This is a genomic window from Ligilactobacillus apodemi DSM 16634 = JCM 16172 (genome assembly GCF_001434405.1).
GTDB classification, from domain to species: Bacteria; Bacillota; Bacilli; order Lactobacillales; family Lactobacillaceae; genus Ligilactobacillus; species Ligilactobacillus apodemi.
Map to the genome: position 1 here is coordinate 57,103 of NZ_AZFT01000053.1, position 14,487 is coordinate 71,589.

At 37.7% G+C, this 14,487-nt stretch carries 16 protein-coding genes and 1 riboswitch; of the genes, 14 read left to right on the top strand and 2 right to left on the bottom strand.

Translation table 11 applies throughout. The features are described from left to right. The first annotated feature begins 589 nt into the window (after window positions 1–589). From FC32_RS05490 to FC32_RS05520, 7 genes are all read left to right on the top strand, one after another. Window positions 590–832, top strand: a complete 243-nt coding sequence (locus FC32_RS05490; RefSeq protein ID WP_025086494.1) for a hypothetical protein — start codon at window positions 590–592, stop codon at window positions 830–832. Window positions 833–917: 85 nt separating this feature from the next. After that, entirely contained in the window at window positions 918–1,595 is a 678-nt protein-coding gene (locus FC32_RS05495) for a DUF2238 domain-containing protein (RefSeq protein WP_025086495.1), read from the top strand. Window positions 1,596–1,758: 163 nt separating this feature from the next. Beyond that, the gene (gene amaP / locus FC32_RS05500) at window positions 1,759–2,304 is read left to right on the top strand and encodes an alkaline shock response membrane anchor protein AmaP (protein WP_051533633.1); all 546 of its coding nucleotides are present in this window, start codon (window positions 1,759–1,761) and stop codon (window positions 2,302–2,304) included. Between the two features lie 55 nt (window positions 2,305–2,359). Then, window positions 2,360–2,734 carry an Asp23/Gls24 family envelope stress response protein gene (locus FC32_RS05505; protein WP_025086497.1) on the top strand — a complete coding sequence of 125 codons (375 nt, stop codon included), beginning with the start codon at window positions 2,360–2,362 and terminating at the stop codon, window positions 2,732–2,734. A gap of 10 nt (window positions 2,735–2,744) precedes the next feature. Beyond that, on the top strand, window positions 2,745–2,960 hold the full coding sequence (locus tag FC32_RS05510; RefSeq protein ID WP_025086498.1) for a CsbD family protein: 216 nt from the start codon (window positions 2,745–2,747) through the stop codon (window positions 2,958–2,960). 18 nt (window positions 2,961–2,978) lie between these two features. Next, window positions 2,979–3,236, top strand: coding sequence for a GlsB/YeaQ/YmgE family stress response membrane protein (locus FC32_RS05515; protein ID WP_025086499.1), 258 nt, complete (start codon window positions 2,979–2,981; stop codon window positions 3,234–3,236). A 117-nt stretch (window positions 3,237–3,353) separates the two neighbouring features. Continuing rightward, window positions 3,354–5,336 (top strand): ABC transporter ATP-binding protein/permease, encoded by a 1,983-nt coding sequence (locus FC32_RS05520; protein ID WP_025086500.1) that lies wholly within the window; start codon window positions 3,354–3,356, stop codon window positions 5,334–5,336. Between the two features lie 43 nt (window positions 5,337–5,379). Here FC32_RS05520 and FC32_RS05525 read toward each other — a convergent pair whose 3' ends face one another. Together FC32_RS05525 and FC32_RS05530 are read right to left on the bottom strand one after the other, a co-directional pair. Beyond that, entirely contained in the window at window positions 5,380–5,787 is a 408-nt protein-coding gene (locus FC32_RS05525; RefSeq protein WP_035459499.1) for a DUF1810 domain-containing protein, read from the bottom strand. Between the two features lie 12 nt (window positions 5,788–5,799). After that, window positions 5,800–6,693, bottom strand: coding sequence for a LysR family transcriptional regulator (locus FC32_RS05530; RefSeq protein WP_025086501.1), 894 nt, complete (start codon window positions 6,691–6,693; stop codon window positions 5,800–5,802). 137 nt (window positions 6,694–6,830) lie between these two features. Between FC32_RS05530 and FC32_RS05535 the strand changes: the two genes are divergently transcribed. The 7 genes from FC32_RS05535 to FC32_RS05565 all read left to right on the top strand — a co-directional run bounded on the left by FC32_RS05535 (window position 6,831) and on the right by FC32_RS05565 (window position 14,343). Beyond that, the gene (locus FC32_RS05535; RefSeq protein ID WP_025086502.1) at window positions 6,831–8,450 is read left to right on the top strand and encodes a malolactic enzyme; all 1,620 of its coding nucleotides are present in this window, start codon (window positions 6,831–6,833) and stop codon (window positions 8,448–8,450) included. Window positions 8,451–8,520: 70 nt separating this feature from the next. Next, window positions 8,521–9,489: an AEC family transporter gene (locus FC32_RS05540; protein ID WP_025086503.1), complete on the top strand. Its 969-nt coding sequence runs from the start codon at window positions 8,521–8,523 to the stop codon at window positions 9,487–9,489. A 189-nt stretch (window positions 9,490–9,678) separates the two neighbouring features. Beyond that, the gene (locus tag FC32_RS05545; protein ID WP_025086504.1) at window positions 9,679–10,266 is read left to right on the top strand and encodes an ECF transporter S component; all 588 of its coding nucleotides are present in this window, start codon (window positions 9,679–9,681) and stop codon (window positions 10,264–10,266) included. A gap of 28 nt (window positions 10,267–10,294) precedes the next feature. Then, window positions 10,295–10,897, top strand: coding sequence for a glycoside hydrolase family 73 protein (locus FC32_RS05550; protein WP_025086505.1), 603 nt, complete (start codon window positions 10,295–10,297; stop codon window positions 10,895–10,897). An 85-nt stretch (window positions 10,898–10,982) separates the two neighbouring features. Further along, a riboswitch (purine riboswitch) is annotated at window positions 10,983–11,081 on the top strand. Window positions 11,082–11,141: 60 nt separating this feature from the next. Next, window positions 11,142–11,717, top strand: coding sequence for a xanthine phosphoribosyltransferase (locus tag FC32_RS05555; protein ID WP_056957311.1), 576 nt, complete (start codon window positions 11,142–11,144; stop codon window positions 11,715–11,717). Window positions 11,718–11,723: 6 nt separating this feature from the next. Next, window positions 11,724–13,049 carry a nucleobase:cation symporter-2 family protein gene (locus FC32_RS05560; RefSeq protein ID WP_056957312.1) on the top strand — a complete coding sequence of 442 codons (1,326 nt, stop codon included), beginning with the start codon at window positions 11,724–11,726 and terminating at the stop codon, window positions 13,047–13,049. Between the two features lie 127 nt (window positions 13,050–13,176). Then, window positions 13,177–14,343 carry an ATP-grasp domain-containing protein gene (locus FC32_RS05565; RefSeq protein ID WP_025086506.1) on the top strand — a complete coding sequence of 389 codons (1,167 nt, stop codon included), beginning with the start codon at window positions 13,177–13,179 and terminating at the stop codon, window positions 14,341–14,343. Window positions 14,344–14,487 lie beyond the last annotated feature (144 nt).

The window sequence follows — 14,487 nt, forward strand, 5'->3', positions numbered from 1 at the left end:
ATTAATAGCATCTAAAATGGATACATTTTGTTGACATACCTATTTGTGAGTGATATATTTACAGTGCAACTGATTTAGGTATGCTCAGATTAGTATCTATTTTGTTTGCGAAATTTAAAAGAGTTAATCTTAAACTCTTGGTAGAAATATTTGACGGCAAAAACTGACCCTATAAAATTGCGGGAACAATTACTATAGGGGGCTTTGATCAATAATTTTCTGACACAATCATAGCATAATTTTTATTTTCTGTCATATATCACAACTGATTTATGGGCGTTTAAAGCTTGTCGTCCTAAAATTTACTCGGATAGAGCACGAGTAACTAAACATTTCTTTGGACCTAACTGCTAGCATTAGAGCTAAAAGATTCGATCATTAAGTCGAGCTTGTTCATCTAGGTTGTATATATTGGATTAGCATTATATATTTAACGATGGTAAAGGAGATCTTTAAGAAAATCCTTTACCATCTTTGAGTAAGGCTTTTATTTTCAGCTTAAATTTATTATAGTTGAAAAAGCAATGTAGAACTCTTTTAAAAGGTGGGAGGGACTATATCTGTTATTTATAACGATATAGAAAAAATTATGATACTAAAATGTACAGCGCCACAAGAAATGACTAATTTACGTGAATTAGTCAATGAAAAAGCACTATCACTAAATATGTCAGTTGCGATTTTGACTTACGATGGTGAAACAAAACTTCAACAAGTTGCAGTTTTATTTTTAAATCACCAAACTTGTTTAAAAATCCCGTTATTACAAATTGCCTTAGAAGAAGCAAAGATCATAGTAGAGCCGATCGAAGAACAATATTACGGAATTTGATTTATATTTTTAGTTTTTACTTGCGCAAGTTGGTTTCTTGTCCTTTAATTGAATGGTAAGAGAAAGTTTTGAAGGGAAGAATATCATGAAAAAAGTAAGTATAAACGAACGAATTCTAGATTATTGGTTGATCTTTGTCGCTCTTTCAATGATCGTTTCATTAGTTTTAACACTAAAAAATGCGCTCTTAACTAGTGGAGCTAAGGCACAATCAGCTTGGTTTTTAGCCCTAGAAATTATTTTAGGACTAGTGATCGTTTTATTACCTAAGTATATTGCTAAAAAAGCGCAAGTCTATTTGCCACCATTACTATATTTGTTTTTTGCACTATTTATTTATGGTTCCGTATATCTAGGAACGATTTATCATTTTTATAATGTACCTTATTGGGATAAAGGATTACATTTGATCAGTGGTGCGCTTTTAGGTGGTTTTGCTTTCTCTGCTTTTGGAGCTTTAGTAGAAAAAGATGCGATCGAAAAGATCTCACCGTTTTTTATTTCGATGTATAGTGTCGCTTTTGCAGTTTTTTGCGGAGTTCTCTGGGAATTTTATGAATTTACCTGTGATAGTTTTGGAATGAATTTACAGAGATACATGCGAGCTGGCAAGTTATTAGCAGGGCGAGCAGCTTTGATGGATACAATGGGTGATTTATTTGCTGATTTTTTAGGTGCTGTTTTATTTGCGATTTTTGCTTATGTACAGTTAAAACGCGATCATCACTGGATCAGAAATTTCTTTTTTAGTAAACAAAATTAAATTTTTTAAGGGCTTTGGTTACTTTTTACCAAAGCTTTTTTAATTAATAAAAAATTAAATATTATTTGTTTTATGTTAAGAAATAAAGGAAAAATCAAAAGTTATATGCAATCAAGCTCTTAAAGTGTTAAGGTTAAGACAGCTCCAAGAAAGGCATGATGCTATGAAAGTATGGAAGAAATGGTGTGTTTTCAGTTCAATGTTTCTTCAATTTGTTTTAGGTGTAATTGGCATATTATGGTGGTGTTGGCCCCAAGCGTCTCTAGCCGTAACAATAAGTGAATTTTTAGGAACAGAATTAGGAAGATGGCTAATATTAGTAGTTGCCAGCTACTTAGTTATTGTTGCAATTTTTAGCTTAGGCTGGATGCTGATGCAACCAACGACCCAAAAGGTAATGACGATTCACCGTGATCATGCTAGTAAAATTCAAGTTGATCAAAAAGCAGTGGAGAATCAGCTTCGTTTGACACTCGGAAAATATGATCTGATCAATGTTAAGGTACGCGTAAAGCTTCTAACAAACCATCAACGTGCTGATGTTTTTGTTCAAGGAGATTTAGCGAAAAATGCTGATTTATCAGTACTAGAGACGAAAATTAGCCAAACCGTTGCTAAAGATTTAAAAGAGATGTTACGCATTGATTTAAGCCGTTTAAATGTTTCCTTACAGCCGTATCATTACGGTCAAAAAGCCACGCTTATTTAAGCGCTATCATAAATTATGAAGTTGCAGTAGTCACCAAAAATGAGGTAAAAAACGTATGGAAACAAAAAATGAAGAATTAGAACGCAATTTGACTTTTGATGATCAAGTAATCGCTAAGATCGCAGGCATCACGGCAAGTCAGGTCCCAGGTATTATTTCACTTGATGGTAATATGTTGAGTGAATTTACTGACAAATTGACCCAAGGAAATGATCAAACTAAGGGGATCGAAGCGCAAGTAGGCGAAAAGCAAGTTGCCTTAAAATTAGCAGTCACGCTTGAGTACGGTAAAAGTGCGGAGACGGTTTTTACTGAAGTCTCTGACAAATTAACCCAAGTTTTGGGCGAAATGACCGGACTAAAACTAGTAAAATTTGAGATGCATATTAATGATGTTAAGACACGTGAAGAATTAAAAGAAAATAATTAGGAGAAAGCTAATGAGTGAAGAAAAACTAAAAGGTTTAAAAGATGAGGCTGTTGGTAAGGTAAAAGAAACAGAAGGTAAAATTACTGGTGATGAATTACGTAAAAAAGAGGGACAAGCACAAGGATTTTTAGGAAAAGCACGGGCTAAAGCAGATGATTTAAAAGAAGATCTCATGGCTGGTGCGGATAAGCTAAAAGAAAAATTTGAAAAAGATACAGATAGATAATAAGAGGAGGATGTCAATATGTTACATTGGATATGGGTACTTATCGTTGGGGCAATAATTGGTGCAATTGCAGGTGCACTTACAAAAAATGGTGGTTCGATGGGCTGGATCAGTAATATCTTAGCCGGTTTGATCGGGTCAAGTATTGGTGAAGCTTTACTAGGAGCTTGGGGACCACAATTAGCTGGAATGGCGATCATTCCATCCCTTATCGGTGCGGTGATCTTAGTCTTGCTCGTTTCCTTTATTTTAAATCGAGTTCACGCCCACTCATAATTAGGGCGATTGCGTCTAGTCTATGCTAGGCGCTTTTTTATTTTACAGGTGGTATGATATAAGTGGATAATTGCCTACTGCGTTAGGGATGGGTAAGTGAAGAAAGGATTGAACAGGATGGAGATCTTACAATTAAAAAATCTCATTAAACTTTACAAATTAGCAGGAGGTGGGACATTTGAAGCGCTAAAGGGCATTAATGCTTCATTTGAAGCTGGCGAGTTAGTAGCGATCGTAGGGGAATCTGGGAGTGGTAAGTCAACTTTGATGAATTTGATCGGGGGACTTGATTCAGATTTCTCCGGTGAAATTTTGTATCGGGGTAAAAATTTGCGTGACTATAACGCCAAAGAATTATCGGACTATCATAAAAAAAGTATCGGTTTTATTTTTCAAAATTTTAATTTGATCCCGCATTTGAACTTAGTGGAAAATGTTGCTTTAGCAATGACGCTTTCAAATGTCGATAAAGAGACCCGTGAAAAACGTGCTAAAGAATTATTAGCTCAAGTTGGTTTAACAGATCATCTCTATAAAAAGCCTGATCAAATATCTGGGGGACAAAAGCAACGGGTTGCGATCGCGCGAGCATTGATCAATGATCCAGATGTGATCATTGCCGATGAACCAACAGGTGCGTTAGATGCAGAGACTACGGATACGGTTTTGGACCTGATAAAAGATATTGCCCGAAGTGGTAAATTAGTTTTAATGGTCACCCACTCAGATCGAGTAGCTGCACATTGTACCCGTGTTATTAGGATCGATAATGGGCAATTGATCTCAGATGAAAATTTTGGCGGCTTTAAAGTTACCGAAAAAGCAGCTGATTTTAAAGAACCAAAAATTAAAAATATGAGTCTTTACAATGCGATTCGGATGGCATTTTTAAATATGCGTGCCAAGTTAGGACGCAATGCACTAGTTGCTTTTGGGACAAGTATTGGGATCATGGCGGTAATTTTGATGCTTTCGCTTGGTCGAGGGGTCACTAATTATATCCAATCAACGATGAATAGTTATACCAACCCAAACGTGACCGAAGTGCATAAGCAAAGTATGATGCCAGCTGCAAATTCTACTTCGACTAGTCAAGCTGAGATCAGTCAAATGCAACAAAATAATATGGCTGCCTTGACTGGAAGTAGTAGTGAGAGTAATTTTACGCAAAGCGACTTAAAAAAATTACAAAAGATAAAACATGTTGATAGCCTTGAAACTGGTTATACGACTTTATCACTGGGAACAAACAGTGTTGAATATGGTTCTAAATCGGCAACGATCATGACTTTACAGACGATGTCAGCCAACATTATAAAATCAAGTATAGTTTCTGGTAAAGCTCCTGGAGCAGATGAAATCTTGTTGGATAAAGGAACAGCTGATATTTTATCTAAGAATATCGTGGGCAAAAACGTTACATTAAAATTGATGATTGATGGCAAACAAGTTAAAAAGACCTTTAAAGTCAGTGGTACTTATGAACAACAAGGTTCGAATTTCAGTACAGTGATCATGCGCTATCAAGACTTAGCTGCGTTATATCAAGCCAATGGACAAACGTTATCACCAAATGTGGTTTATCTTTATACTAAGAACAAAGACAACACTGAAAAGATCAAAGAACAAGTCAAAAAATTAGGCTTTAGTGGTTCGATGCAAGAAACAATGACCGAAATGTTTACCCAAATGATGGATATCATCAGTTATGTTTTAGCAGCGATTGCGGCGGTTTCCTTGGTCGTTTCTGCGATCATGATCTTAGTTGTATTAAACATCTCAGTAGTTGAACGTACGCGTGAGATCGGGGTCTTAAAAGCTTTAGGTGCAAGGAGAAAAGATATTCGTCGAATCTTTGTCTCAGAAGCATTTTTGATCGGGTTAAGTTCAGGTTTGTTAGGCGTTGGTATGACAGCTGTATTACAAGTCTTGATCAATAATTTCACGTCAGCTAAGTTTGATGTCAATGTGGTTTCTATGACCTTTAATTATGCTTTGGCGGGAATTTTGATCAGTGTTATTATCAGTATGATCGCCGGCTTATTGCCCGCAAACCGTGCTTCAAAACTCGATCCGGTCGAAGCTTTACGTAAAGAATAAAATTTAGCGCTAAAAAAAGTGTGACCATTTTGGTCACACTTTTTTAGTGTACAAGCTTTATGGTTTGTTCATCCATTTTACCGGCAAAAAATTTCTGTAAAACTTCCATAAAAAGTAGTTCGTTTGAGGCAAGATAAAATAATGTCATTGATGAGTGTAACTTTAAATTATCGGGGTAACCAAAAACTTGTAGGGGATCATTAGTGTTTAGGTGCAAAAGATTTTGCGACAAATTGCGTAAATTGTTTCCTAAGATCGGGTCGGCCAAAAATTCCTTAGCTTCAGCTAAATCATGTAAGCCATAAAATTTAGCGGTCTTACTGTGCCCAAGTTGAGCTAGCTGAGGAAACATAAACCACATCCAATGCGAACGTTTTTTACCAGCAGTCAGTTCAGCTAAAGTAAGTTCAAAATACTGTGCTTGAGCAGTTTTAAAACGTGATAGCTCCATGCTTATTCCTTTCTATAGTGGGGTATGGTAGACAGATTCGTGGATTATTTTAAGTAATTTTTCTTTAGTTGGTGTCATATATTGCGTTGAACGACGAACGATCGAAAGTAAGAATTCCGGTTGATCTTCATCAAGGAGATCAAGGACGGCAAAGTTATCATTAGGGGCGATCGCTAAATCGGCTAAACAAGCGATACCGGTGTTGCTTTCAACCATTGATTTTAAGACGTGAACGTAATTTGTACGATAAATAATATCAGGCTTGAAATGATTATGACGAGCCAACATTTTTAAGGCTTTGTCATGAATAAAGCCTTCAGTGTGCACAATAAAGCGTTCATTTTTTAATTCTGAAAAATGGATCGCTTTTTTAATCGCGAGCGGATGCTGCTTACCCACGATGATCTTAAACGGTGTTTTCGCAAAAGTGTCGGCTATTAACGATTCTTGTGTTAGTGGAGCTAGTGATCCTAGTAAACAAAAATCGATCGAACCATCTAATAAAAGTTTGAGTAAAGCTTCTGAACCAGCTTCTTTAGTTTCTAATTGTTCGATCAAACCAGTTGAGATCAAATTAGCAACGATCTTGGGGAAAAAATAATTACCAATGATCGGTGGCAGACCAAAGAGTAGCTTTTCTTGGTCTGCTCGCGCTGCTTCTTTTTTGGCGATCGCAAGTTCATTTAAGATGACAGTCAAATGTTGATCAAATTGATAACCACTAGGCGTGACGATCAACTCTTTATGCGAACGATCTCGAATGAAAAAAGTTGTCTTGAATTCTTCTTCGAGCCGTTTGATGGCTAAAGTAACGGTTGGTTGACTAACTGAAAAACTTTGGGCAACTTTTGAAAAATTTTTTTCTTTTACTAGTTTGTGGAAATATTCAAAATCTTTTATGTTCATGATAAATCCTTGATTTGACAGCTTTTTTAAAGCTCATATTAATTTTAATAATAGTGTACCACAAAGTTGACTATAAAAAACTAAGAGTTTTAGAATGTTTCAAGTCGATTGAGATATGACAAAAAGGAGTGTTTTCCATGACAGATACAATGAATATTTTAAATAACCCTTTTTTAAATAAAGGTACAGCTTTTACAACACAAGAACGTGAAAAATTAGGTTTAACTGGTGCTTTACCAGCTAAAGTTCAAACATTACAAGAACAAGCAGACCAAGCTTACGGTCAATTCAAGAGCAAATCAAACCAATTAGAACAACGTCAATTCTTGATGACGATCTTCAATACTAACCGGACATTGTTCTATTACTTAATGGGTCAACATATTGTTGAATTCATGCCAGTTGTTTATGATCCAGTTATTGCTGAATCGATCGAACAATACAGTGAGATCTTCACTCGTCCACAAGAAGCAGCATTTATTTCGGTAGATGACCAAGATCATATCGAAGAATCTTTAAAAAATGCAGCTGACGGACGTGACATTCGTTTGATCGTTGTAACAGACGCTGAAGGGATCCTTGGTATGGGTGACTGGGGCGTTAACGGTGTTGATATTGCCGTTGGTAAATTGATGGTCTATACAGCAGCTGCTGGGATCGATCCTGCGCAAGTTTTACCAGTTTCTCTTGATGCTGGGACAAACAATGAAAAATTATTGAATGACCCACTTTACTTGGGAAACCGTCATGAGCGGATCTATGGTGAAAAATACCATACAATGGTTGATAAATTTGTGGCTGCCGTTGAAAAACTTTTCCCAGAAAGTTTACTTCACTTTGAAGACTTTGGTCGTTCTAACGCTGCCGTTATCTTAGAAAAATATCAAGATAAGATCTTGACTTTCAACGATGATATTCAAGGTACAGGGATCATTTCACTTGCTGGTGTGCTTGGTGCGATGAACATCTCCAAAGAAAAGATCACAGATCAAATCTTCTTAACATTTGGTGCAGGTACTGCTGGTGTCGGGATCGCTAACATGTTATTTGATGAATTAGTGCGTGAAGGCTTGAGTGAAGAAGAAGCTAAGAAGCATTTCTATCTTGTTGATAAGCAAGGTTTATTGTTTGAAGATACAGAAGGCTTAACACCAGGTCAAAAAGATTTTGTGCGTCAACGTTCTGAATTTGAAAATGCTGACGAATTGACAAACTTAGAAGCTGTTGTTAAAGCAGTTCACCCAACGGTAATGATCGGTACTTCAACGCAACCAGGAACATTTACTGAAAGCATCGTTAAAGAAATGGCTGCTCATACAAAACGCCCAGTAATTTTCCCATTATCTAACCCAACTCGTTTGGCTGAAGCAAAAGCAGAAGATCTTTTGAAATGGACAGATGGTCGTGCCTTAGTCGCTACAGGTATTCCAGCAGGAGACATCGAATATAACGGTGTGACATATAACATTGGTCAAGCTAACAATGCGTTAGTTTACCCAGGTGTTGGTTTTGGTGCAATTGCCGCTAAAGCTAAAGTTTTAAATGAAAAGATGTTAGCTGATGCTGCTCATGCTTTAGGCGGGATCGTTGACCCAGATCAACCAGGTGCTGCTGTTTTACCACCTGTTTCTAAGTTACAAGAATTCTCAGAAACCGTGGCTCAAGTTGTAGCACAATCTGCAATTGACCAAGGACTTGCTCAAGTAACTGATGCTAAAAAAGCAGTTGCTGACATGAAGTGGGAACCTAAATATTAATTATTAGTTGATAAGAGACCAAAAGCTTGGTCTTTTATCTTTTGAAAGAGAAAAGAGGAGAATTTATAACATGACAGTCTTTTTAACATCTGTCTCAAGTGTGTTAGTGATCGTTTTGATCATGGCATTAGGCTACATTTTACGTAAAACAGGTTGGTTTGCTGACTCATTTGGTGGCAATATCGCCTCACTTATCACTAAGATCGCGTTGCCAGCATCGATCTTTATGGGTGTGATGAATAACTTGACTCGTAGTAGTCTTTTAGGGTTAGGTAAAGGGATCATTTTCCCAGCGATCGCAGTGGTGATCGGTTATTTGATCTCATGGTTAGCGGTTAAAGTTTTAAAGATCAAGCCAGGTCGTCGCGGGATCTTTATGAACGCCGTAGTTAACGCTAATACGATTTTTATCGGGATGCCTTTAAATAACGCTTTATTTGGCGAAAAGGCAATGAGTTATTTCTTGATCTACTATATTATTAACACGGTCTCAACTTGGGCATTTGGGGTCTATCTCATTTCTAACGATGATCCAACCGTTGATAAGAGTAAAAAGAAAGATCACAAGATCAACTGGAAAAAAATCTTACCAATGCCATTGGTCGGCTTTATTGTTGCAATCGTATGGTTGCTTTTAGGTATTCCAGTTCCAACCTTTATGGGTCAAACATTATCTTATGTTGGTGCTTTAGTAACACCATTATCCTTGATCTATATCGGGATCGTGTTATGTGATGCTGGTTTGAATAACTTTAAGTTTGAAAGAGATTCAGTTCTTGCCTTGCTTGGACGTTTCGTCTTATCACCAGTTGTTTTGATCTTATTGATCAAATGTGGTGCAAGCTTGGGGGTCGACTTACCAAGTTTGATGCGTCAAACATTAGTTGTTCAATCTGCAACTCCAATGTTGGCAGTTTTACCTATCTTAGCTAAAGAAGCACACGGTGACGTTAAATATGCAACTGACGTAGTTGTAATGAGTACCGTTTTATTCGTTGTTGTTGTGCCAATTTTAATGGCTGTTTTACAATTTATCTAAAACAAAAGGGTTACCGCGCGCAAGCAAGGTAGCCCTTTTTTATTTAAAAAATTCGATAAAGACTAAGCTTGCATCTTTTGGCTTAGATTAACTAAAATGAAGTCAAACGTAAGCTGATCTTTTTCATTGTGTTATTACAGGTGTGATGATATAGTTAAAAATCATAATAAATTGCAAAGGAAGTTTTTGGTGAAACAACGAGAAAAAACGCAAAGAATAGCCTTTTTGGCGCTATTCACTGCAATCATAATTATTCAAAACTTTGTCCCTTTGTTAGGGTATATTCCGCTAGGGCCGCTTAGTTTGACGATCATTCATTTGACCGTGATCATTGCGGCACTCGTCTTAGGTCCAAAAGAAGGGGCGATCGTAGGTGGAATTTGGGGCACGATAACATTTATTCGCGCTTTTGTTTGGCCAACTAGTCCCTTAGCGACGATCGTTTTTGTCAATCCGCTAGTCTCGATTTTGCCTAGGATCTTAGTAGGTGTAGTTGCTGGCTACGTTTTTAGTTGGCTACGTAAAAAATGGTCGTTTCAATATGGGGCAGCGCTAGTGGCGGCGGTTTTAGGATCATTGACCAATACCCTTTTAGTGTTAGGCCAGATTTATCTTTTTTATCAAGGAAAAGCGCCTGAAATGTATGCGCTCGATGTTTCAGCTTTATTGCCATATTTATTAGGTGTGCTCGCCACTAATGGGATTCCTGAAGCAATTTTAGCGGGGATCGTGGCACCAAGTATTGCTTTGCCATTATTACGAATATTAAAGCGTTAGTCAGCAATTTAGAAAGGTGGTAAATCGTGTGGGGCGGCGAAAAAAGAAGAAAAATTATCCACAGTTAGTCTTATTAGGGTTTACGGTGTTATTTTTAGGAACCTTTGCGACTGGGATAGCTGATAAGTATTCTAGTTCACAAGCAACTTCGCAACCAACTACCGATAGTGAAACACAAACAAAACAAAGCTTTATCAAAAAATTAGTTCCTGTTGCTCAAGCGGAGCAGCGACAATATGGGGTGTTTACCAGTATAACTTTAGCCCAAGCAGCTTTGGAATCAGATTGGGGTCAAAGTGAGCTTTCTGCTAAATATAATAATCTGTTTGGGATAAAGAGCTCCACTGGTTCTTTAATGACAACTCAAGAATATGTTAATGGTGAATGGGTAACGATCAAAGATACGTTTGCAGTCTATAATAGCTGGGATGATTCGGTCAAAGCCCATACCCAATTATTTGTTAACGGGACAGCTTGGAATTCTGATCATTATGGTTCGGTTTTACGGGCAACCAGTTATGAGCAAGCAGCGCAAGCTCTGCAGCAACAAGGTTATGCCACTGACCCTGATTATGCTCAAAAGTTGATCTCTTTGATCAAAGAATATAATTTACACCAGTATGATCTCTAAAAAAAACATGATATTTTGCTAAATATCGCGCGAAATGTTCAGTAAAATACGAATATTGAGTGTTGAAAACGAAATATAGTTATGCTATTCTTAAGTAAGAGTTACTTGTATAATGTCATAATCTGGTTGACGAGTTTCTACCCAAGACCGTAAATCTTGGACTATGAGTACAATATGCATGGCGACCAGACTTTTGTTGTAAAACGGAGTCTGGTCTTTATTATTTTTTAGGGGGCTAATAATTTTGAAGTTACTAGAAGAGCGCATTCGACAAGACGGTGTCGTTTTACCTGGAAATGTTTTAAAGGTCAATCAATTTTTAAATCACCAGATCGATCCACAATTGATGTATGAGATCGGGCAAGAATTTGCTCGTTTATTCAAGGAAAGTCCGATCACTAAGATCTTGACTGTCGAAGCCTCAGGAATTGCACCTGCTATTATGGCTGGATTAGTGATGAATGTTCCGGTGGTTTTTGCCCGTAAAAAGAAACCATCGACGTTAGATGCAGGTGTTTATACCGCTGAAGTTTATTCCTATACGAAAAAAGTAACTAACACGATCTCAGTTGATCAAAAATTCTTATCAGCCAAGGATAATGTGTTAGTGATCGATGATTTTTTGGCTAACGGGCAAGCAGTTCAAGGCTTACTCGAAATTTGTCGCCAAGCACAAGCAGAAGTTTCAGGCGTTGGGATCGTAGTTGAAAAATCTTTCCAAAAGGGTGTTTCTTTGATCAAAGAAAGTGGTGTTCGTTTGGAATCATTAGCCCGGATCGCTTCATTTGAAAACGGTGAAGTTCGTTTTGTGGAGGAATAAAATAAAATGAAAAAAACAAATAACAGTCAAGCTGCTTTGTTAGGGTTACAACATTTGTTGGCAATGTATTCAGGTGCAGTCGCCGTACCGTTGTTGATCGGGACAGCGCTGAATTTTAACACCCAGCAGATGACGTATCTTGTTTCGATCGATATTTTTATGTGTGGGTTAGCAACTTTCCTTCAATTGATGCGTAACCGTTACTTTGGGATCGGCTTGCCAGTTGTTTTAGGCTGTGCGATCCAAGCGGTCGAACCATTAAAGATGATCGGTAAACAATTTACGATCCAAACGATGTATGGTGCGATCATTGTAGCCGGGATCTTTGTTTGGTTGATCTCAGGTCAATTTTCTAAAGTTAAACGGCTCTTTCCCCCAGTAGTAACGGGGACCTTGATCACAGTCATTGGGTTGACCTTGATTCCGATCGCAGTTCAAAATATTGGTGGCGGTACAGCAACTGCTAGCGATTTTGGTGCCCTAAAAAATATTGGTGTTGGCTTTTTGACCGTTATTTTAATTTTAGCGATCCAAGTTTTTGCTAGAGGCTTTTTAAGTTCGATCGCGGTTTTACTAGGTTTGATTATTGGGAGTGTGATCGCTGCTTTCTTTGGCATGGTCTCGCTTGATCCGATTAAAGAAGCTGCTTGGTTCCATGTGCCCCAACCATTCTATTTTGGGGTGCCACATTTTGAATGGTCCTCTTCGTTAACGATGATCATCATTGCTTTAGTTTCAATGGTCGAATCAACTGGGGTCTACTTTGCCTTAGGTGATATTTTAAACAAAAAGATCACAGAACAAGACTTGAAACAAGGTTATCGTGCTGAAGGGCTCGCGGTTATTTTAGGTGGGATCTTTAATACTTTCCCATATACGACTTTTTCACAAAATGTTGGGTTATTAGAATTATCTGGCATCAAAACTAAACGACCGATTTATTGGTCAGCTGGTTTATTGATGCTTTTAGGCCTATTACCTAAGGCGGGGGCATTGGCAACAATGATCCCTACACCTGTTTTAGGTGGGGCAATGTTGGTCATGTTTGCCATGATCAGTGTTCAAGGGATCAGAATCCTAGCTCATGTTGATTTTTCCGACCAACGTAATGTTTTAGTCGTTGCAATCTCAGTTGGTTTAGGTTTAGGGGTCTCGGTGTACCCTAGCATTTTCCAAGATCTACCAAAGACACTGCAATTATTCTTGGGTAATGGGATCGTTGTTGCAAGTTTAAGTTCAGTTATTTTAAATTTGGTCTTTAAAGGCAAACAAGCTACGACAGAAAATGAAACCAAAGAAACTGGCGATATTTTAGAAAAAATCGAAGACTAGTAAAAAACAGAAGTGTTGCGCTTCTGTTTTTCTTATCCGAAAAAATTAATATACCCTTAGTTTTTTGAAAGTCAGAATAATGGTAAAATAGAAGAAAGATCATATTTTTTAGAGAGGTTGTGAAATGATGGATCAGGATATCTTATTTCCTGGGGATACGCTCGGTATCATAGGTGGAAGTCCTAGTGGGATCATGTTAGCACGGGCAGCTAAACAGATGGGCTTTAAAGTTGTTATCTATTGTTCAGATGAAAGCAACCCAGTGTTAGAAGAAGCTAATGTAAAAATTGTGGGTAAACTAAATGAAAAAACCAAGCTCCAAGACTTTGCCCAACGTTGTGATGTAGTCACTTATACGTCAGAGCATATCGATGTTGAAGCGGTGAAGTTCTTGAGTCAATTTACGCGTGTTCCTCAAGGTAGTAACACGCTAGAGATTACGCAAGATCGCTTGCTTGAGCGTGCCTTTTTTGAACAATTAAATATCAACGTCGCACCTTATGCAACGATCGTTAGTTTAGATGATGTTTATCAAGCTGTAGGTTCGATCGGTTATCCATGTATTTTAAAACCGATCCAAAAAGGGTTTGGCAAGCATCGAAAACAAGTGATCAAAAAGCAAACCGATATTGCCAAATGTGCTGATATTATTGATTTAGGGACGTATGTTTTAGAATCATGGATTCCCTATGAAAAAGAACTATCGCTCACTTTAGCGCGGGATAAAGACGGACATGTTTCATTTTTCCCGATCGCAGAAGATATTTACCGTGATCATCGCTTGCATGCAACGATCGTGCCGACCGATATTGCCGATGACGTTAAAGAAGAAGTCGAACGGTTAACAACAGAAATTGTTAAAGAAATTGACTATGTGGGTGTTTTACAAGCTGAATATTTCTTGACCGAAAGTGGGGCACTTTACATCAAACGAATCATTCCAGCATTATATGCTTCTGGTTATGCGTTTGATAAGGCTACTGACATTTCAATGTTTGAGCAACATTTACGTGCGCTAGGTCAATTACCATTAGGGCATCCAAAATTAGTTCGCCCAACAGAAATGGTCATGATCGAGACCAAAGATCTAGATGCTTTACGAACACAGTGGGTCTTAAAGGATAACTGGCATTTTAATTATTTCCGTTATCCAGAATCACTTAAGCCTGTTTCAGCAGAAGGATACTTACTGGTGACGGCAGCATTGAGTAAAAATGCACGGCAACAAGTTGAAGCGACCGGCATTTGGGATGACCAAGTCGGGGAAGCTAAAAGTAGTGTAACTGAAGAGTAATTTTAAGGCGTGTGACTTGTCACCGCCTTTTCCTTTTTTGCTTAATTGTAGCTGTTTATTTGCAAATCAAATTCTTGACATTTTATGTAATTTTAAAGATTAGGTGAGTGATATTTGCTATAATAGGCATTGATTGAAATTTTA